Annotated in this window: 14 protein-coding genes; 6 read left to right on the top strand and 8 right to left on the bottom strand. The window is 64.6% G+C overall.

The annotated features are described in order from the left end of the window. Nucleotides 1-7 precede the first annotated feature (7 nt). Together treZ and RFER_RS10900 are read left to right on the top strand one after the other, a co-directional pair. On the top strand, nt 8-1,864 hold the full coding sequence (gene treZ / locus RFER_RS10905) for a malto-oligosyltrehalose trehalohydrolase (RefSeq protein ID WP_041790582.1): 1,857 nt from the start codon (nt 8-10) through the stop codon (nt 1,862-1,864). Next, nucleotides 1,857-6,968 carry a malto-oligosyltrehalose synthase gene (locus tag RFER_RS10900; RefSeq protein WP_011464448.1) on the top strand — a complete coding sequence of 1,704 codons (5,112 nt, stop codon included), beginning with the start codon at nt 1,857-1,859 and terminating at the stop codon, nt 6,966-6,968. Before treZ ends, RFER_RS10900 begins: the two co-directional genes overlap by 8 nt. Before the next feature lie 51 nt (nt 6,969-7,019). Here the strand turns inward: RFER_RS10900 and otsB are convergent, their stop codons facing one another. The 5 genes from otsB to RFER_RS24085 all read right to left on the bottom strand — a co-directional run bounded on the left by otsB (nt 7,020) and on the right by RFER_RS24085 (nt 11,595). Further along, on the bottom strand, nt 7,020-8,060 hold the full coding sequence (gene otsB, locus RFER_RS10895; RefSeq protein ID WP_011464447.1) for a trehalose-phosphatase: 1,041 nt from the start codon (nt 8,058-8,060) through the stop codon (nt 7,020-7,022). Between the two features lie 160 nt (nt 8,061-8,220). Next, nucleotides 8,221-8,568: an HPF/RaiA family ribosome-associated protein gene (locus RFER_RS10890; protein WP_011464446.1), complete on the bottom strand. Its 348-nt coding sequence runs from the start codon at nt 8,566-8,568 to the stop codon at nt 8,221-8,223. Between the two features lie 80 nt (nt 8,569-8,648). Then, nucleotides 8,649-10,109 carry a phospholipase D-like domain-containing protein gene (locus tag RFER_RS10885; protein ID WP_011464445.1) on the bottom strand — a complete coding sequence of 487 codons (1,461 nt, stop codon included), beginning with the start codon at nt 10,107-10,109 and terminating at the stop codon, nt 8,649-8,651. A 173-nt stretch (nt 10,110-10,282) separates the two neighbouring features. Beyond that, nucleotides 10,283-11,374, bottom strand: a complete 1,092-nt coding sequence (locus tag RFER_RS10880; RefSeq protein WP_041791998.1) for a mechanosensitive ion channel family protein — start codon at nt 11,372-11,374, stop codon at nt 10,283-10,285. A 5-nt stretch (nt 11,375-11,379) separates the two neighbouring features. Then, nucleotides 11,380-11,595 carry a hypothetical protein gene (locus tag RFER_RS24085; protein ID WP_166485705.1) on the bottom strand — a complete coding sequence of 72 codons (216 nt, stop codon included), beginning with the start codon at nt 11,593-11,595 and terminating at the stop codon, nt 11,380-11,382. Here RFER_RS24085 and RFER_RS10875 point away from each other — a divergent pair. Further along, entirely contained in the window at nt 11,585-11,914 is a 330-nt protein-coding gene (locus tag RFER_RS10875) for an antibiotic biosynthesis monooxygenase family protein (RefSeq protein ID WP_041791996.1), read from the top strand. The genes RFER_RS24085 and RFER_RS10875 overlap by 11 nt on opposite strands. A 19-nt stretch (nt 11,915-11,933) precedes the next feature. On the opposite strand, the gene RFER_RS10870 is transcribed toward RFER_RS10875, so the two are convergent. The 3 genes from RFER_RS10870 to RFER_RS10860 are packed head-to-tail and all read right to left on the bottom strand — an operon-like array spanning nt 11,934 to nt 15,079. Next, a complete protein-coding gene (locus RFER_RS10870) occupies nt 11,934-12,713 on the bottom strand; it encodes a slipin family protein (RefSeq protein ID WP_011464442.1) in 780 nt (259 codons plus the stop codon). 21 nt (nt 12,714-12,734) lie between these two features. Then, nucleotides 12,735-14,201, bottom strand: a complete 1,467-nt coding sequence (locus RFER_RS10865; protein ID WP_011464441.1) for an NfeD family protein — start codon at nt 14,199-14,201, stop codon at nt 12,735-12,737. After that, on the bottom strand, nt 14,198-15,079 hold the full coding sequence (locus RFER_RS10860) for a universal stress protein (RefSeq protein WP_011464440.1): 882 nt from the start codon (nt 15,077-15,079) through the stop codon (nt 14,198-14,200). Before RFER_RS10860 ends, RFER_RS10865 begins: the two co-directional genes overlap by 4 nt. Before the next feature lie 194 nt (nt 15,080-15,273). Between RFER_RS10860 and RFER_RS10855 the strand changes: the two genes are divergently transcribed. The 3 genes from RFER_RS10855 to RFER_RS10845 all read left to right on the top strand — a co-directional run bounded on the left by RFER_RS10855 (nt 15,274) and on the right by RFER_RS10845 (nt 20,198). Continuing rightward, nucleotides 15,274-16,347, top strand: coding sequence for an AI-2E family transporter (locus RFER_RS10855; protein ID WP_011464439.1), 1,074 nt, complete (start codon nt 15,274-15,276; stop codon nt 16,345-16,347). 127 nt (nt 16,348-16,474) lie between these two features. Then, entirely contained in the window at nt 16,475-17,218 is a 744-nt protein-coding gene (locus RFER_RS10850; protein WP_011464438.1) for a TVP38/TMEM64 family protein, read from the top strand. A 109-nt stretch (nt 17,219-17,327) separates the two neighbouring features. Next, nucleotides 17,328-20,198: an AMP-binding protein gene (locus tag RFER_RS10845; protein WP_085998762.1), complete on the top strand. Its 2,871-nt coding sequence runs from the start codon at nt 17,328-17,330 to the stop codon at nt 20,196-20,198. Nucleotides 20,199-20,295 lie beyond the last annotated feature (97 nt).

The raw sequence follows: 20,295 nt of genomic DNA, 5'->3' as shown, positions 1-20,295 counted from the left end.
AGTGACCATGAAACACGCCCATACCATGCCTTTTGGCGCCAGTGTGCTGCCGGGCGGTGGCGTGCACTTTGCGCTGTGGGCGCCGGGGGTTGGAAAAATCATGCTTGAGAACGGGCCAGACGCTGGCGCGCTCGCACACCCGATGGCGCATAGCGCCGACGGGTGGCATCAGCTGACGCTGCCCGGCGCGCAGGCCGGCGACCACTACCGCTACCGCCTGCCCGACGGCCTGCGCGTGCCGGACCCGGCCTCGCGCTACAACCCCGGCGATGTGCACGGCGCCAGCCAGGTGATTGACCCGCACGCCTATTTGTGGCGGCACGACACCTGGCGCGGCCGCCCCTGGCGAGAGGCCGTGATTTACGAATTGCATGTTGGCGCCTTCACGCCCGAGGGAACCTTTGCCGCAGCACAAAGCCGCCTGGCGGCGCTGGCCGCGCTCGGCATCACCGCCGTGGAACTAATGCCGCTCGCTGAATTCCCCGGTCGGCGCAACTGGGGCTATGACGGCGTACTCCCCTTCGCGCCCGATGCCTCCTATGGCACCCCGGACGAGCTCAAAGCCCTGATCGATACCGCCCACGAGCTCGGTTTGATGGTGTTGCTTGATGTCGTGTACAACCACTTCGGGCCGGAGGGCAACTACCTGCACGCCTACTGCCCGCATTTTTTCAACCCGGCGCACCAGACGCCCTGGGGCGCGGCCATCAACTACGACGGTGCCGATTCGCGCACGGTGCGCGACTTTTTTATCCACAACGCAATTTACTGGGTGGAAGAATTCCAGTTCGACGGCTTGCGTCTGGATGCCATTCACGCCATACGTGATGACTCCGAACGCCATATCGTGCGCGAGATCTGCGAAGCACTGCGCGCCGGCCCCGGTCGTGAGCGCCAGGTTCATGTAATTTTGGAGAACGACGCCAACCAGGCATCTTTTCTATCGCGCGACGCCAGCGGTGATCCGCTCGCCGCAACAGCGCAATGGAACGACGATCTGCACCATGCCGTCCATGTGCTGACCACCGGCGAGACTGACGGCTACTACGCTGACTACGCCGACGCACCGGTGGCCCAACTCGGGCGGGCACTGGCGCAGGGCTTCATCTTCCAGGGGCAGTCCTCGCCGTTTCGTCATGGCGAGCGACGCGGCGAGCCGAGCACACAGCTGCCACTGGCGGCCTTCGTCTCTTTTTTGCAGTCGCACGATCAGGTCGGCAACCGCGCCTTCGGCCAACGCATCCATGTATTGGGCGATCCGGTGCTGGTGCGTGCCGCCCTCGCCTGTGTGCTGCTGTCACCGCACATACCCATGCTGTTCATGGGTGAAGAATTCGCAGCCTCCACGCCCTTTCTGTACTTCTGCGATTTCGGTCCGGCGTTGGCGGATGCGGTGTCGCGCGGACGGCGTGCCGAGTTCGGCCGCTTCGCCGGGTTCGCCAGTGAAGCTGACCAGGCAAACATTCCGGACCCAAGCATGGAATCCACCCTTCTGGCGTCCAAGCTGCGCTGGGAAGAGCGTGACACCGCGCCACACAAGGACTGGCTGGACGAGGTACGCCACCTGCTGCACCTGCGCCAACGCCGACTGATACCACTGCTGGCCGGCCAACTAGGCGCTGGCCGCTTTCACTGCGAGGGCGAGACGCTGTCGGTTCAATGGCCGCTCGACCACGCGGGCACTCCAGCGAAAGGTGCGTGCCTGCATCTGCTCGCGCATTTCGGCCCGCAGCCGCGCGTCGGCGTGATGGCCCCGCCGGGCGAACTCCTCTATGGCACCGGCCTTGAACCCGAGGCGGGTGCCGCGCTACGGCTCGCGCCCGGCGCAGTCGTTCTAACGCTACAGGAGAGCCATCTTGTCTAGCCCGTGGACCGAGCACAACGCGCAGCCGTTGAATCAACTGTGCGCACACTTTGGCATTGCCACTGACTACGATGACATCTGGGGCACGCGCCACCCGGTAGCACACGCGAGCTTGCTGGCCCTGCTGTCGGATTTCGGCGTCACACTGGCTGACGAATCGGACACGCCTGACGCACTCGATGCCGTGCTGCGCTGTGCCTGGCGCCAGGCCCTGCCGCCAGTGGTGACAATTCAGGCGTCGGCGCCGGCGTGGGACGTGTCACTGCGCCTGCCCGCCTCGCTGACCCACATCCGCTGGCAACTGCGCGACGAAACCGGTACCTTGCACCAGGGCGAGGTCGCCGCCGATGCGCTGCCCGAGATCGCCCGCACCGAACTCGACGGTGTCGCCTGGTGCGAGCGCCAGCTGTCTTTCAGCTTGCGATTGGCCGCTGGCTACCATCGCCTGAGCGTGGCGGACCTGGCCGGCGAGACCCTGGTGATCAGCGCGCCCGAGCGTTGCTATCGTCCGGCAGCGCTGCAAAACGGCGGCAAAGTCTGGGGACCGACCGTACAACTGTATGCGCTGCGCTCCCGGCGCAATTGGGGCATTGGCGACTTCAGCGATCTGGCGCAGCTGGTCGGACAGATGGCCGAACGCGGTGCCGACATCATTGGACTCAGCCCCTTGCACGCGCTGTTCGTGCATAACCCGGCCCATGCCAGCCCTTACAGCCCCTCCTCGCGCCTGCAGCTCAACGTGCTGTACATCGATGTCGATGCGGTCGATGACTACGCCAGCTGTGAAGCGCTGGGACGGCTTGTCCATTCCGCCGAATTCCAGGGCCGGCTGGCGCGCTTGCGCGAGGCGCCACTGGTCGACTATGTTGGGGTTGCCGCAGTCAAATTCGAGGCGCTCGAATTGCTGTTCAGTCATTTCCGAGAACACCATCTGACCCCCGACGGTCTGCAGGCGGGCGACGACGCCGGACGCACCTTTCTCGCGTTCGTGGTGCAGGGCGGCGAAGCGTTGTACCGCCATGCCCTCTTTGAAGCGCTGCAGGCGCATTTCCATGCCAACGATGCCACCATTGGCGGTTGGCCGGGATGGCCGCTGGCGTACCAGGATCCCGACAGTCCTGAGGTGAAATCCTTCGCGGAGCAACACGCCGAGCGTGTGCGGTACCACCTGTACCTGCAATGGTTGGCGGCCAGCCAATTGGCACGCGCGAGCGACCACTGCCAGGCGCTGGGAATGGGTGTGGGCCTGTATGTTGACCTCGCCGTCTCGGTCGATCGAGCGGGCTCCGATGTCTGGTGCGAGCGCGCGTGCTTTGCCGCGGATGCCAGCATCGGCGCCCCGCCCGATGAGTTCAATCCGAATGGCCAGGGCTGGGGCTTGCCGCCGCTGCGGCCGGACCGCCTGCGCGCCAGCCAGTATCGGTACTTCATCGACACCTTGCGCGCCAATATGCGCGGTGCGGGCGCGCTGCGCATTGACCATGTGATGGGCTTGATGCGCCTGTTCTGGCTACCCCCTGGGCAGACCGCGCGCGAAGGCACTTACGTGCATTACGCGCTGGACGAGATGCTGGCCATCGTGGCATTGGAGAGCCAGCGTAACCGCTGCATGGTGATCGGTGAAGACCTGGGCACCGTGGCCGGCGAGGTGCGTTCGGCGCTGGCGCGTTTTGACGTGCTGTCCTATCGCCTGCTGTACTTCGAACGCCAGGACAATGGCGAATTCAAACCGGCGACCGACTACCCGGCGAATGCGCTGGTGGCCGTCAGCACGCACGACCTGGCGACACTGGCCGGCTGGTGGTGGGGGCTGGACTTGCGCCTGCGCCTGCAGCTCGGCCTGTTCCCCGACCTGCAGGTCTTCGAGAACCAATTGCTCGACCGCGCCCAGGAGCGCGTGCGGCTCCTGTCAGCGCTGCACCGCGCCGGCCTGTTGTCGGCGGCCGAAGTGGCCGATGCGCTGGCCGGGCCGGACCTGTCGGCGCACGCCGTGCAAGCGGTGCACGCGTTTCTGGCGGCGACGCCGTGCGCGCTCATGACCGTCCAGCTCGAGGACGCGCTCGGCGTAGCGGAGCAAATCAACATGCCCGGCACCACCGATGAGCAACCCAACTGGCGGCGCAAGCTGCCGCTGGACCTGGCCGCACTGGCCACCCACGAGGTGATGCTGAGTCTGGGCCGTACCCTGTCCGGGCTGCGGCCACGCTGGTCCGGTGGGGCCTCCAACCGCAGCCGTGCCCGGGCGACGGTGCCGCGCGCCACCTACCGGCTTCAGTTCCACAAAGATTTCACCTTCATGGATGCCATCCGCATCCTGCCCTACCTCGCGCGCCTGGGTGTGAGTCATGTTTACTGCTCGCCGATCCAGCGGGCGCGCGCCGGCAGCATGCACGGCTACGACGTGGTGGATCACAGTGAGGTCAACCCCGAGCTGGGCGGACGCGAAGGCTTCGAGCGCTTCGCCGCAGCCTTGCTTGAACGCGGCATGGGCATGTTGCTCGACATGGTGCCCAACCACATGGGCGTCATGGGCGGTGACAACGCCTGGTGGATGGACGTGCTGGAGAACGGGCCGGCCTCGCTTTATGCCCAGCACTTCGACATCGACTGGCAGCCGCTCAACCCCGAACTCACCGGCAAAGTGCTGCTCCCGGTGCTGAGCGACCACTATGGCGACGTCCTCATGAGTGGCAACATCGTGCTGCACTTTGAAGACAGCACGGGCAGCCTGGCGCTGCGTTACTTTGACCATTGTTTTCCGCTGGCGCCCGAGAGCTACCCGCAGGTCTTGATGCTGGCGCAGGCGCGGCTCGGTGATGTGGACCTGGCCGCCAGCCTGGCCAGCACGGCCACCGCTTTCGGTCACCTGCCCGGACGCGACGCCAGCGACCCCGGCGCGCGCACTGAGCGCGCGCGTGACAAGGAACTGCTCAAGACCCGCCTGGCGCGGCTGGCGGCGCGCCAGGCGAGCGTGGCGCAGGCCATCGCCAGCGCGGTGGCGGAACTCAATCTGGCGGGCGCCCGCGACGCGCTGCATGCGCTGATCGAAGCCCAGGCCTACCGGCTCGCCTACTGGCGCGTCGCCGTCGACGAGATCAACTACCGGCGCTTCTTCGACATCAATGAGCTCGCCGCCCTGCGCATGGAGCGCGAAGACGTGTTCGAAGCCACGCAGTCGTTCGCGCTGGACCTCGCGGCAGCCGGCCTGGTGGATGGGCTGCGCATCGATCATCCGGATGGGCTGTATGATCCGGCACGTTATTTCCAGCAGTTGCAGGAGGGCTACGCGCGACGCGCCGGCCTGCTGCTGGAAGGCCCGGACGAGCAGGGTCGGCCAGCGCGACCGCTGTATGTCGTGGCGGAAAAAATCGCCGCGCTCCACGAGGAGATTCCGCTGGACTGGCACATCCACGGCATGACCGGCTACCGTTTTGCCAACTCGGTCAACGGGCTGCTGGTTGACCCCTCGGCGGCGGCCAAATTCGCGCTGATCTGGCGCAACTTCACCGCAATCAGCGAGAGTTTCGACGAGTTGGCCTATGCCGGCAAGCGCGACATCATTCGCACGTCGCTGGCCTCCGAACTCAATGTCCTGTCAACCGAACTGCTGCGCATCGCCCGCGCCGACCGGCGCACCCGCGACTACACACTCAATGCGCTGCGCCGCGCCTTGACCGAGGTGGCCGCCTGCCTGCCGGTCTATCGCACCTACTTCATTGACCAGGCCTCGGCGCAGGACCAGCGCTATGTGGACTGGGCCGTGCGTGATGCCGAGCACCACAGCCAGGACGCCGACCTGTCGATCTTCGGCTTCGTGCGCCAGACCCTGCTCGGGCAGGCGCTGCCCGATGCCTCGGACAGCCTGCGCCAGCGCGTGCGCCGCTTCGCCAACCGGTTCCAGCAATTCAGTGCGCCGGTGGCGGCCAAGGGCGTCGAGGACACCGCTTTTTACCGCTATTTCCCCTTGTGTTCTCTCAACGAAGTCGGCGGCGACCCAAGCCGTTTCGGCGTCACGGTGGCCGCCTTCCACGCCGACAACGCCACAAGAGCAGAGCACTGGCCGCACAACATGCTGGCCACATCCACCCACGACAACAAGCGCTCGGAGGACGTGCGTAATCGCATCAACGTGCTGTCCGAAATGCCGGCGCGCTGGCGCCTGGCCTTGCGCCGCTGGCGCAGCCAGCACCGCGGCCTGCGCCACAAGCTGGAGGCGGCCAGTGCAGCAGTGGGGGCGCCCTCGCACGCCGACGAGTACCTGCTGTACCAGACGCTCCTGGGCACGCTGCCCGTGGGCGACTTGAACGAGACGACGCTGGCGCCCTACCGCGAACGCGTGGTGCTTTACATGCAGAAGGCAGCACGCGAAGCCAAGCTCCATACCCGCTGGACCCATCCGGACGAGAACTACGAGGCCGCGCTCGAAGGCTTCGTGCGGGCGCTGCTGGGGCACATTGAAAACAACACCTTCCTCACCGAACTGCAGACGCTCGGCGTGACGCTCGCGTGGTTCGGCGCGCTCAACAGCTTGAGCACGACCCTGCTCAAGTTGTCCTCCCCGGGTGTGCCCGACTTCTATCAGGGCCACGAGACCATCGGGCTGACGCTGGTGGACCCGGACAATCGCCGGCCCGTTGACTATGAGGCACTGAATCAAAGTCTTGCCTCATTGGAGTCCCTCGATCCAACGCAGTTGCCAACGCTGATGACCGCGCCGCAGGACGGCCGCGCCAAGCTGTGGATCACCTGGCGTCTGCTGGCCCTGCGGCGCGAGCGGCCGGCGCTGTTTCGCGATGGCGACTACACCGCGCTCAAGGTCAGCGGCGCGCATGCCCAGCACGTGGTCGCGTTCACGCGTCGCCATGAAGGCGCAACGCTGGTGGTCATTGCCGGACGCTTGTTCGCCCGGCTGCTCGGGGAAGCGATCCTCCCACCACTGGGCGAGTCCGTCTGGGCCGACACCACAGTTGCGATCAATCTGCCCGACGGCACGCGATTGACCAATGCACTGACCGACGAGACACTCATCGTCGAACACGGGCACATCAAGCTGGGCGCAGCATTCGCGCGCCTGCCGGCCGCCGCGTTGCTCGGTCCGACTTGACGCAGTCCTGCTTTCTTGCAGCGTGAATTCATTCAGCTGTCCATCACTGACTCATGCCCTTGTCCCCTCTGTCAGGGTGGCAAGTTCAGTCAGAAAACGTCGAACTTCCTCAATGCTGCCCAGGGCATACTGCGCCGCGGTGTCGCGGGGCTCGTCGCGCACCAGGATGCCGATGCCGTTGCCTTGCGCGTTCAGCGACCTGAATGCATCCTCGTCGGTGATGTCGTCCCCAAGATAAAGCACGAATACATCGGATTGCGCCAGGCCGAGCTTTCCGAGCAGCCAGATCATGGCCCGGCCCTTGTCCCAGTCGATATCCGGCTGCACTTCAAAAATCATCTTGCCGTGGGTTTTGCGCAGTTTCGGATGTGCTGCAAGCACCGCATTCACAGCGGGCTCCACGGCCTCCAGGTCAGACTCCCCCACGAGGCGAAAATGGACTGCGATGGCGTATTTCTTGCGCTCGACCAGAAGGCCGGGAACGTGCCCAAGTCGCTCCCGCAGCGCCAGCTCGGCCCGGTCGAGCTGGGGCAGAAATTCGCCGCCCTGCTCCTGCTCGAAGTGCATGCCCTGGGGGCCGAAGATTTCAAAGCCATGGCTGCCACCATAAACAATGTCTTTCAAACCCACCCTTGCCTGCACATCGGGCAGATCCCGGCCACTCATCACGACCACCGTGCAGCGCCGGGCCAGTGTGCGCACCGCATCACGCATGTCGTCCGACAGCAGTGCCAGCTCGGGGCTTTGCACAATCGGCGTCAACGTGCCGTCATAGTCAAGAAAAACCGCAGGGCTTCTGCCTTTCATACGGGCTTTGATGTCTGCGAGCGCCGCCAGAGCGGAAGGAAGTTCGTCACTGCGACGTCGGGCAGGTGCGACTTCCTGCGCTACGCTGACCTCCACCAGATCAGTCACCACCATGTGCGCGCCGGCGTCTTTCAGTTCCTGTGCATGGCCGCTACGGTCCACGCCGACGACCATGCCAAACCCGGCACGTCGGCCCGCCTGCACACCGGCAAGCGCTTCTTCCACCACCACGCTGCGGGCCGGTTTCACGTCAAGTTGTTCAGAGCTTGGATTTTTGGCGTTCATGTCCGCGAGCTCCTTACTTCGTGGCGGCAAAAACTACTCGCTCCCTGCCAGGGCTCCACCAGACCTGATTGCCACAAGGAGGCAGCTTCCGAATTGAGAATCAAGGTGCCGCCCCTTGCCTGACTTGACGCACCCCAGCTGTCTGTGCCGGAGACCAGACTTACTCTTGCGCAGCGCGGATCGTGTCGCGCCCGTTGCGGTCCTTGACGCGGCCCAGGTCGGTGTCCAGCGCACGTGCAAGCTTGTCCACAGCGCCGATGAAGGCGTTGTTCATATTGTCGGCCTCGGCCGTCACAGTCACCGGCTGGCGATTGACCACGCGCGCTTCAAGACGACAGCGTTTGTCGTTGACACCAGATTTGCCACCATCCACGTCGGTCAGAAAAACCTCCAGGCGGGAGATATGGTCTTGAAACCGGCCCAGACGTCCGCTCGCCTCGTCTCGCACCCATTGGGCCAGGGATTCGCCACCCTGGATGTGGTCGTCGGTGTTGACTTGTATTTGCATGCTGTCTCTCCTTGGTTGGGCTTTGCACATTGGCCGAAACAGGCCATCAAATATAAGTTCTTTATAGCACGCCCCGGCCTTCACAGATAAGGAGAGAGCAGCCAGACCAGCCGGTCGCGCAGGCGCCCCGCCAGAGACTGGCCCGCCAGCTCAGCGGCAGTGAGGCGGTGCGCATGGCAGATGCGTTCATCGACAAGGCCATCGAGTTGCTGCACCAACTGGGCATCGTGACACTCCAGGTTGTATTCAAAGTTCAACCGCAAACTGCGCGCGTCCCAGTTGGTGGAACCGATCAGCGACCACGCGTCATCCACCAGAAACAGTTTGGTGTGGTCAAACCCGGGTCCGCTCAGGTGCACGCGGCAGCCGCTGGAGACGAGGCCGGCGAACTGCGGTCGCATGGCCCAGTCCAACAAGGGCAGGTTGCTGCGCGCGGGCAAAACGATGTCCACCACCACGCCGCGCAGCGCAGTCACCCGCAGGGTGGTGAGCAACACTTCGTCGGGCAGGAAGTACGGCGTGACGATGCGCACCCGGCGCCGGGCGATGGCCAAAGCGCCAAGGATCACCTGGCGCATATGGTCGATGTCAGCATCCGGGCCGTCGGTCACACCGCGTGCCAGCACCGGGCCGCAGGGTTCGTTGGCGGCAAACCAGGGACTGCCGTGTAATGCCTCGCCGGTGGTAAAGGTCCAATCGGTGGCAAAGGTGCGCTGCAAATCAGCAACCACGGGACCTCGCACGGCGAAATGCAGGCATTGAACAGGCCGCTTCGGCTGGGTTGACAGCCAATGCACCGCGCTGATGTTCATGCCGCCGGTGAAGCCGAGCTCACCATCGACCACCATGATCTTGCGGTGGTTGCGCAAATTGGCCTGAGCCAGCAGGCGGGTCAGGCGCGGTCGCAGGAACGCCGCTGCAGGCACACCCGCATGGCGCAGTTGTTTGACCATGTTGCTACGGCTGTAGCGGGCCCCGACCGCATCAATGAGCACCCGCACCTGCACGCCGCGCGCCTGCGCCAGCGCCAGGGAGTCCACAAAGGCGTTCCCGGCCACATCATTATTGAAGATGTAGCTGAGCAGCGTGACCGAGCGGTGAGCCCCGTCAATCGCGGCCAGCATGGCTGGGTAGGCTTCATCGCCATGGACCAGCGGCGTCACCGCATTGCCAGCCAGCAAGGATCGCCCTGTGATCTCACGCGTCAGCCGGTTGATGCCCGCCAGTTCAGGCAAACAGATGGCATCGGCTTCGACGGAAGCATCAGCGCTTCCCCCCTCCCCCCGCCACGGGTCCTTGAGCCCCAGTGCGACACCGGCACGCTGAATACGGTTCACGCCGAGCATCAGGTACAGCAAGGCACCCAACAGCGGGGCCAGCCAGGCCAGCGCGATCCAGCCGATGGCGGTCTGCACGTGCCGCTTGTTAAGCAAGGCATGCACCGTCACAGCCGCCGCGCAACCCAAGTGCAGCAGGGACGCCAGCAGGGGCGCAAGGCCGTGCATCACCTGCAGCATGGATTCGAACCAGGAAGAGGTCATGCCCGCATGTTAGCCGTGCGTCTCCATGGCTTCCCCCTTTTGGATAAGAAGTAGTTTGGCAGAACCTGCATCGGGGTCACATTGACAACCTGGTGTGGGATTGCAATTAGCTATTGTATTGATAGCTACTAACGCTTATTTCACGGTGGCTATAGCCCTAAAAAGCATAAATACTATTCAACCTTCGCTGCCACTGGATCTTCCGTCTTGACTTGGGACGGGCTGCGATTGAGGTACAGCGTCTGGGTCGGGAAGGCAAACTTGATGTCATGCTCGGCTAAGCGGCGCACCAGTTGCAGGTTGATCGCCTGCTGGACGTCCATGAAGACGTTGTAGTCGGGTTTCAAAACGTAATAGACCGCCTCAAAATCCAGCGAAGACTGGCCAAAACTCTTGAAGTGGGCGCGGTCAAAGCGGGCATCGGCCTGCGCCTCAATGGCTTGCTGAATCAGTGCCGCAATCTGCTCAAGTTTCTTTGCCGGGGTGTCATAGGTGACTGCGATGGCGAACACGGCGCGGCGTTCCTGCATGCGCTTGTAGTTGCGGATGCGGCTTTTCAGCAGATCATTATTGGAAAAAATGATTTGTTCGCCGCCCAGGCTGCGAATGCGGGTGGTCTTCAGGCCGACGTGTTCCACGCTGCCCATCAGGTCATCCACAATCACGAAGTCGCCAATCACAAAAGGCTTGTCGATGGCGATCGACAGCGAGGCAAACAGGTCACCCAAAATGTTTTGCACCGCCAGTGCCACCGCAATACCGCCAATGCCCAGGCTGGTGACCAGGGCCGTCACGTTGAGGCCGAGGTTGTCGAGCATCAGCAGCAAGACCAGCACCCAGACCACCACCCGGCCCAGGAAGGACAACAGCGACAAGGTCATGGCGCGCGCGCCTTCGTCTTCCTTTTCACCTTGGGAAAAACGGTGTTTCAACCAGAACATCAGGCCCCGGTTGGCCCAAAAGCCAGCCTGCAAAATGATCAGGGTGATGAAGGCGCGGTCAACGAATTTCTCCAGCGCAGCGGGCAGCGTCAAAAAATGGGTGCCAAGGTAGACGCCCGTGGCGGCCACCAGCAAAATGCGTGTGGCCGACAGGACTTCGACCAGGAAGTCGTCAATCACCGTATCGGTGGTCTTGGCAACGCGCTCCAGATGGTGCAAAACCAGCCGCCGCAGGATGTGCAGCAGCAGCATGAAGGCGCTAGCGGCCAGCAGCGCGTAGACCCAGTCCTGGGCGGTGTTATTGTTTATCAGTTGACGAAACATCGTGATCAAATCCAAGTTTTCTTGACAGGATTTTGCGGCCATTCACACACCACCCGTGGTGCGCAGAAAAAATCTTTCAGCCGTGCGAGTGCCTCGTGCGGGCCATCACGATTGCCGTGACCGGTACGGGCATCGGATGCTCTGCAATTGAGATACGGCGTCCGGGCCGTGCGCGCGCGGATGTGCTGGTCGTCGCACAATGAAGCCACCATGAAATTCATTTTTGAAGTCCGGATGAAGCCCGGCTATACCGTGGACGAGTACGCTGCGGCCTGGATCCGTGCCAGCGAAATCATCCAGCGTACGCCCGGCGCGCGCGGCACCTTCCTGCACCGCAAGATCGGTTCGCCCGACACCCTGCTGGCGATTGCCACCTGGGAGTCCAAGGCGCACCGCGATGCCAAGGACGACAGCCGCAACGACACCGTGCGCGCCATCCTCGAAAAACATGCCCAAAACTGCGAGATCACGGTGATTGGCGAATTTGAAGAGCCGCAGTGGTCGGTGCTGCCGGACCCACAAACGCCTTCGCCCGGCTGAGCCGATGCAGCGCAGCGGCTCAGCCAGGCGCCGCTGACTTTGGCCGCTCAGACAGGCGATCCAGCACCGACGAAATCAGATCAATCGGCATCGGGAAAATGATGGTGGAACTCTTTTCCCCGGCAATCGCCGTGAGCGTCTGCAGGTAGCGCAACTGCATGGCCTGCGGGGCCTGCGCCAATTTTTGCGCCGCCTCCAGCAGCTTGGCGGACGCCTGCAATTCACCCTCGGCATGAATGATCTTGGCGCGCCGCTCGCGTTCGGCTTCGGCCTGCTTGGCAATGGCGCGCACCATGCTTTCGTTCAAATCGACGTTCTTGATCTCCACCTTCGAGACCTTGATGCCCCAGGCGTCAGTCTGCACATCAAGCACCTGCTGCAGTGCCTGGTTGATCTTGTCGCGCTCGGCCAGCAACTGGTCAAGCTCGTGCTTGCCAAGAATGGCACGCAAGGTCGTCTGCGCCAGCTGCGACGTGGCCAGCATGTAATTTTCGACCTGGATGATGGCGAGCTGCGGATCCACCACGCGGGCGTAGACCACGGCGTTGACCTTGACCGACACGTTGTCGCGCGTGATCACATCCTGCGGCGGTACATCCATCACCACGGTGCGCAGATCCACGCGCACCATCTGCTGGACGCCGGGCATCAAAATGATCAAACCCGGGCCTTTGACTTTCCAGAACCGCCCCAACTGGAACACCACGCCGCGCTCGTACTCGCGCAGAATGCGCACCGATGCGACCACCAGCATGATCAGCACAATCGGGATGAAGCCGTATCCGAGTTCCCAGTACATAGAGGTCTCCTTCATGTGACGTTACGGGCCCGAAGCCCTCAATGATCTCCTTGGCGCAGCGCCCGCGGTGGGCGCAGCCGCCATGGGTTCCACCTGCAACACCAGCCCCTCGCGTCCGGTCACCCTTACACGCTGGCCCCGGTGCAGCGCCGAGTCCGAGCGCACACGCCAGCGCTCGCTGTGCAGACGCATCCAGGCGTCATGGGGCGAGGCCTCAAGAATCTCGCCGGTCGCGCCTATCAGTTCCTCCGACCCGCTGACTACTGGCCGCTTGCGGGCTTTGAGCGCGAGCCGGAACATAACCAGCACAAACAGTCCATTCACGACCGCCACGGTGGCAATCAGCCCCACGGGTAAACCGAAACCCGGCGCGTCAGTGTCAATCAACATGATCGAGCCGATGACAAAGGCAATGGTGCCACCAATCCCCAACGCACCAAAGCTGGGCAGCAAGGCCTCAGCCACCAGCATCACAAAACCGAGCACGATCAATGCGACCCCGGCATAGCTCACTGGCAGCATTTGCAGCGCAAACATGCCCAGCAGGAGCGAGATCGAACCCGCCACCCCAGGCACGCCGAAACCCGGCGACATCAGCTCGAAGTAGATGCCGTAGATGCCGAGCAGCAGCAACAGGTAGGCCACGGTTGGGTCGGTGATGATTCCAAGCAGCCGGGTTCGCCAATCAGGCTCCATGGCGACCGTCCGCATCCCGTTGCTGACCACGCTGCGCGCAACACCGTCGCTCATCTGCACGGTACGGCCATGTGCCCGCTGCAATAGCGTGGGCAGATCAGCAGCGATGAAATCAATCACCCGCTGGTTTTGCGCTTCTTCGGCCGACAGGCTGACCCCGTCACGCACGGCACTGTCGGCCCACTCAACATTGCGCCCTCGCATCTGTGCCAGCGAGCGCAGATAGGCCGCCGAGTCATGCACGATTTTGCGGGTCATGGCGTCTGCCGCCGGGCGTACTGTGTCTGTGGCGTCTTTGGGTTCACTCGCCTTGCCCTGCGGCGCGGCCGGGTTGGCAGGCGTGGGCTGTGGTTGCTGTGGCGCGCCAGGCAAGCCACCCATTTGCACCGGTGTGGCAGCACCCAGGTTGGTGCCCGGCGCCATGACCGCCACATGGCTGGCGTAGACAATGTAGGCGCCCGCGCTGGCCGCGCGCGCGCCGCCGGGGGCCACCCAGGCAGCCACTGGCACGACTGACGCCAGGATGTCCTTGACGATCTGGCGGGTCGAACTGTCGAGCCCGCCCGGCGTGTCAATTTGCAACACCACCAGCGGTGCATGCTCATTGGCGGCCTTGTGCAGACCGCGCGCAATGTAGTCGGCCGTGGCCGGTCCTATCGGGCCGTTCACCGTCAGCAGCGGCACGGCGGCAGCGACAGCGCGCGGCACCGGCTTATCCGGTGTTGCCACACGCTCCTGCGCGGCAACCAACAAGGCAATCGCCATGATTGCCATTGCCAGCGCATATTTCATGGCACGACCAGCACATCGCGCAGGGTGTGTTGCAGCACCTGTTGGGCCATGCTGCCCAGCAGACGCTCAGCGCCTGCGCCCTGGCCATGATGGCTCACGGCTACGCAATCCGCAGGCAGTGCGGCGGCGCGCTCGAGGATGGCGCGTGCGGGCGAGTCTTCAAGTACCTCCGCGATCACCGGATGTTGGGTTTGCCGGGTCAGTGTCAGCGCCAGTTGCTCCAGTTGGCGCAGCGCCTGCGCGCGCATCGAATCGTGAGGCCCCGCTAACTCCTCCTGTGCCAGGGCCTGTAGCCACGCGGCGCGCTCCAGTGCAGGGGCGAGCGCCAGGACCAAATGATGCTGTGCCGCCGGAAACCCGGCGACGGCAAAAGTTGCCGCGCGCATCGCATCCGCGCCCAAATCAACTGCGACGAGCACCTTGGCATAAGGCCGGGCATGACCCCAGCGGACGGTCAGCACTGGGCAGGTCGGCGAGCGCAGCAGCCTGGAGGCGGTGCTGCCCAGTCCCAACAGACCCGGCTCGGGGCGTGAACCGATCACCAGCAATGCGGTGTCGTGGGCATTGACGTAGGCGTTGATGGCACTTGCTGCCTTGCCAACGGTGAAGCGTGCTTCAACCTGCAGCCCGGTTTTGGCGGCCAGCGATGCCGCCACCTCGGTCAGACGCCGCTGTATCTGAACATCCGGCGGTGGCTCTCTGGCAAGACGATGCGGATCAAAGACGCCCTGCAGGCTGTGCCAGGCACTCACATCGAACGCATGCAGCAGGCGCAGCGACGCGCCATGGGTCTGGGCCAACAGCACCGCCCGATCGACGGCCGCGTTGGAACCCGGTGAGAAATCGGTAGCCACCACAATGTTGCGAATCGGCGTCATGGTCGTATCTCCTCATGAGTCCCAAGCCCCTGCGTCACCGTCAATCAAACGCTCTTGGTTTGATGCTCCATGATTTTCAAAACTCGAGTTTGATCATCGTCAACTGCAGGTGCTGACTGCGGGTCGATGCTGTTGTCCGCCGAACCAAAAAGCGCACACTGTGCTTATCTTGTCTATCGTCACTAGGAGCCACCATGACCGAACAGCAAACACCGCTCTGGTTGCGCCGTACCGTACTCGCCGGCTTGCTGGGCGGCCTGTTGCTGGCGGGCTTTGTGGTGATGCAGCCATTCGTGGCGGCCATCGCCTGGGCAGCCATCCTGAGCTATGTCGCGTGGCCGCTGCATCTGAAAATGCTGGCGTGGCTGGGTGGTCGCCGGACCTGGGCCGCATTGGCCATGACCCTCGTGCTGACCCTGGTTCTTGGCTTGTCACTGCTATGGGCAGGCTTGTTGTTGCGCAGCGAGGGGGCAGCGGCCGTGCGTGAGGCAGCTGCGTTGTTGGAGAGCGGCGTGCGCTTGCCAGAGGCAATCTTGAGCATTGTGTGGCTGGGGCCGTGGCTGCAAGAGCGCTTGAGCGCGCTCAGCGGCGACCGTGCCGCCTGGGGCGCACCGCTGTCAGACCTGGCCGATCAATGGGGTGGCCACGCCATGCGCATGGTCGGTGATCTTGGTTTGAATGCGCTGCGCCTTTTTTTTGCCTTGCTGACATCTTTTTTCCTGTTCCTCGATGGTGATCAGATGCTCGAACAACTGCGCGGCGTCCTGTACGGCCTGCTCGGGAATCGGGTCCATGCCTATTTCAAGGCGGTGGGCGACACCACCCGCGCCGTGGTCTATGGCCTGTTGCTGGCTGCCTTGGCGCAAGGGCTGCTGGCGGGCCTGGGTTACTGGGCGGTTGGGGTCAGGGCGCCAGCCTTCTGGGGCGCGGCGACTGCCGTGGTGGCCCTGATCCCCTTCGGCGCCCCGGCGATCTGGGGCTCCATCGGTGCCTGGCTGTTGCTAAAAGGCCAGATCAGCGCGGGCGTCGGCCTGCTGCTTTGGGGCGCGCTGGCCGTGAGCTGGATTGACAACCTGGTGCGGCCGCTCGTCATCAGCGGCGTGGCCAAAATTCCGTTTCTACTGGTGTTGTTCGGCGTTCTGGGTGGGCTGGTGGCGTTCGGGCTCATCGGCCTGTTTGTCGGGCCGGTGATTCTGGCGATTCTGTTGGCACTCTGGCGCGAATGGGCCGCGGACAATGTCCAGGTGCGAGAGCCTCCGCCCGCCTGACACTCTCTGGCAAGCGCTGACGCTATCGTTTCAGTTCGGGTTCCCGCACACCGAAAACGGGACCGCGCGCTGATGGTTGCGTGGTTCAACGGATAATGCCTGACAGGAACTGCAACCCGAACGCTTGATGCCCACACCACCCGCGCGCCCTCCACCGCAGCCTCAGGGCCTGACCAAAGACACCGCTGTCGCACATGCGGGGCGCTGGGACTCGTCAACCGAGATTTCGCGGCGCGCTGGAATCGTGATCGCCGTCCTGCTCGTCACCGGGCTGCTGGCCCTGTCTGACACTGTTCACCACCAGATCGTCGCCGGCCTTGCGCTGGCCGAACCGGTTATTGCCCAGCACCCTGTTCTGGGCGCACTGATTTTCATGGGGCTGGCGGCGCTCTCGGCCATGCTGGTGTTCTTCTCCGGCGTGCTGCTTGTTCCCATCGGCGTTCAGACCTGGGGCGAGACGGGTTGCTTCCTCATGTTATGGAGCGGCTGGTGTCTGGGTGGACTCGTAACCTACGCCATTGGCCGCCGCCTGAAACGCCCCGCCGTGCAGCGCATGCTGTCCGGTGGAGTGATCAACCGCTATGAAAGACGAATTCCCGAAGGAGGCTCCTTCGTCACCGCCGTGCTGGTGCAACTGGCGGTTCCGTCAGACGTTTCGGGCTACTTCTTCGGGCTGCTCGGCTACCCGCTGCGCGTCTATTTCGGCGCCTTGATGCTCACCGAAATTCCGTACGCGCTGGGTACGGTTTTTCTCGGTAGCGCCTTCTTGCAAAGACAGTATGTGTTGCTGCTCTCGGCTGCCGGGGTTGCGCTTGTCGCACTGGGCCTGGCCTGGCTTCGGTGGCGCCGCGAACGGGCATCCCGCTTATAGCCGCAAGCACCCGCGGCGGACCGGCTCAGGCCATCTGGCTGTGAACGCTCTCCTGCTTGTTATTTGTCAATTGGCCGAAGGCTGCTTGTCATTGAATCGGCGAATGTCGATGAGCGATGAACAAACCTCCAGCGAAACAAAACGATCGGCCCCCCTTGGGGGGCGCGGGATTGCCTGTACGCTGGATTCCGAGTCGCTGGCACCGCGCTTGCTGGCGACGGTGCGCAGCGTGGCCGACGAGTTGCGGCCACAGGCGCGGCTCGCCGCCACCCTGGGATTGGACGATTCACTGGAGCGCGACTACGGCCTGGACAGCCTGGCCCGTGTCGAGCTGATCGCCCGCCTCGACCGCGATCTTGGCGTGTCGCTGGGTGAGGCGGCGATCACGCAGGCGGAGACGCCGCGCGACCTGTTGCGTTTCATCACACCCGTCAGTGGGCGCGGTGCCGCACCGGCGCGCGCACCACAGGCGCTCACGTCGCGAGAGGCGGTGAGTGACGACTATCCGCCGGACTCGGTCCAGACGCTGGTGGATGTTTTCGAATGGCACCTGCAGCACCACCCCGACCGCGTGCTCATCACCCTGTACGAGAACGGTGACCAGGCCGTCGATCTGCGCTACGCCGAATTGCACCGCGAGGCGGTCGCGCTGGCTGCGGGCTTGCGCGCGCTCGGGCTGGACAAGGGCGACAAGGTGGCGATCATGCTGCCCACCGGGCGCGAGTTCTTTGCCGCGTTCTTTGGCACGCTGTATGCAGGGCTGGTGCCGGTGCCGCTGTACCCGCCGGCACGGCCGTCGCAGCTTGAGGACCACCTGAAACGGATCGCGGCCATTGTGCGCAATGCCCAGGCGCGGGTGCTGGTGACCGTCGAGCGTGCCAAGCCGCTGTCGCAGCTGTTGCGGGCCCAGGCCGAAGCCCTGCAGTTCGTCCGCACGGTGGCCGACCTGTCGCTGGCGGACGCCCCCAGGATGCAGCCCGCGCTCACGGCATCGGACATCGCGTTCCTGCAGTACACCTCGGGCAGCACCGGCGATCCCAAGGGGGTGATCCTGACGCACGCCAACCTGCTGGCCAACCTGCGCGCGATGTGGCGGGCCTCGCAGGTCGGCAGCAGCGACACCTTCGTCTCCTGGCTGCCGCTGTACCACGACATGGGGCTGATCGGTGCCTGCCTGGGCGCCCTGTACCTGGGCTTTCATCTGGTGCTGATGTCGCCGCTGGCGTTTCTCGCCCGACCGGCGCGCTGGCTGGAGACCATCCACCGCCATCGTGGCACGGTGTCGGCGGCACCCAACTTCGCGTACGAGCTGTGCCTGTCCAAACTGACGGACGCTGAACTGGCTGGACTGGACCTGTCCTGCTGGCGGCTGGCGTTCAACGGGGCCGAGCCGGTGAGTCCCGATACGCTGGAACGCTTTGCGGCGCGGTTCGCGCCTTGCAGTTTCAAGCGCGAGGCGCTCACGCCGGTGTACGGCCTGGCCGAAAACACGGTTGGCCTGGCCTTTGGGCCGGTGGGCCGCGGCCCGCTGGTGGATCGCGTCGATCGGGCCGCGCTCGCCCGCGACGGCGTGGCGGAGCCGGCGCGGCCCGACGACGCGCAAGCGCTGCGCATCGTCTCCTGTGGCTCGCCGCTGCCCGGTCACGAACTGCGCGTGGTCGGCGCCGGCGGGCGCGAATTGCCCGAGCGTGAGCAGGGGCGCGTGCAGTTCCGCGGCCCGTCCAGCACCCAGGGCTACCTGAACAATCCGGTTGCCAATCAGCGCCTGCTCGACGGCGACTGGCTCAACACCGGCGACCTCGGCTACATCGCAGCCGCAGAACTGTTCCTCACCGGGCGCGAGAAGGACATCATCATCCGCGGTGGCTTCAACATCCACCCGCAGGAGCTCGAAAGCGCGGTGGCCAACATCGCCGGCGTGCGCAAGGGGGGCGTGGCGGTGTTCGCGGCGACCGATCGTCGCAGCGGCACCGAACGGCTGGTGGTGCTCGCCGAGACCCGGGTCCGTGAGCCGGCGCAACGTGCGCAAATGATCCGGGCCATCACCGCCCTGTCGGCCACGCTGCTGGGCGCGCCGGCCGACGACGTGGTGCTGGCGCCGCCACGCTCGGTATTGAAGACGTCCAGCGGCAAGACCCGCCGCGCCGCCTGCCGCGAGTTGTACGAGCAGGGCCGGCTCGGCACGACGCAGCGCCCGCCCTGGCAGCAATGGGCGGCCTTGGCCGCGACGGCGGCGGCGGCGCGGGTTCGCCGCGCGATCCGCACAACAGGCCGACTGGTCTGGGGGCTGTGGGCCTGGGCCGTGTTCTGCACGCTGGCGGCACTGGCGTGGGGTGCGGTAATGGTGTTGCCCGGCGTGGCCCGGCGCCGACGGGTCACGCGCGCGCTGACGCGCTTGCTGATCCGGCTGATCGGCCTGCCGCTGCGGGTCGAGGGGCTGGCGCGGCTGCCGGCGGCGGGGCCGCGCATCGTGGTGGCCAACCACGCCAGCTATGTCGATTCGATGCTGTTGGGTGCCGTGCTGCCGCCCGAGTTCTCCTTCGCCGCCAAGCGCGAGCTGGCCGACGCGGCGCTGATCGGCCCGGCGCTGCGCCGGCTAGGGATTGCCTTCGTCGAGCGCGTGGACGCGGCGCAGGGGATCGAGGACACCAAGGCGCTGCAAGCGCGTGTGCGTGCCGGCGAATCGATGGTGTTCTTCCCCGAAGGCCGGCTGCGGCGGGCCAGTGGCCTGCAGCCTTTCAAGCTCGGGGCCTTCGTCATCGCCGCCGAAACGGCGACGCCGGTGGTGCCGGTGGCGCTCAACGGCACCCGCTCGCTGCTGCGCGATGGGGCCTGGCTGCCGCTGCGCTGCGCTATTCAGTTGACGATTGGCGAGGCGATCCCTGCGACGGGTCCAGGCTGGAGCCGCGCGCTTGAACTGCGCGATGCGGCGCGCAAAGCGCTGGCCGCCCATCTGGCGGAGGCGACGCACGATGTTTGAAGCGCGCCAGGACCCGCCATCAGCGCACGGACAGTGCAAGAAAGACGAGGCCGGCCCGCATGTGCAATCCGACTCTGGGCTGCCAACAGGCGAAGCT

The organism is Rhodoferax ferrireducens T118, assembly GCF_000013605.1.
In the GTDB taxonomy this organism is placed as follows: domain Bacteria; phylum Pseudomonadota; class Gammaproteobacteria; order Burkholderiales; family Burkholderiaceae_C; genus Rhodoferax; species Rhodoferax ferrireducens.
This window is presented reverse-complemented; position numbering and strand designations above follow the sequence as displayed.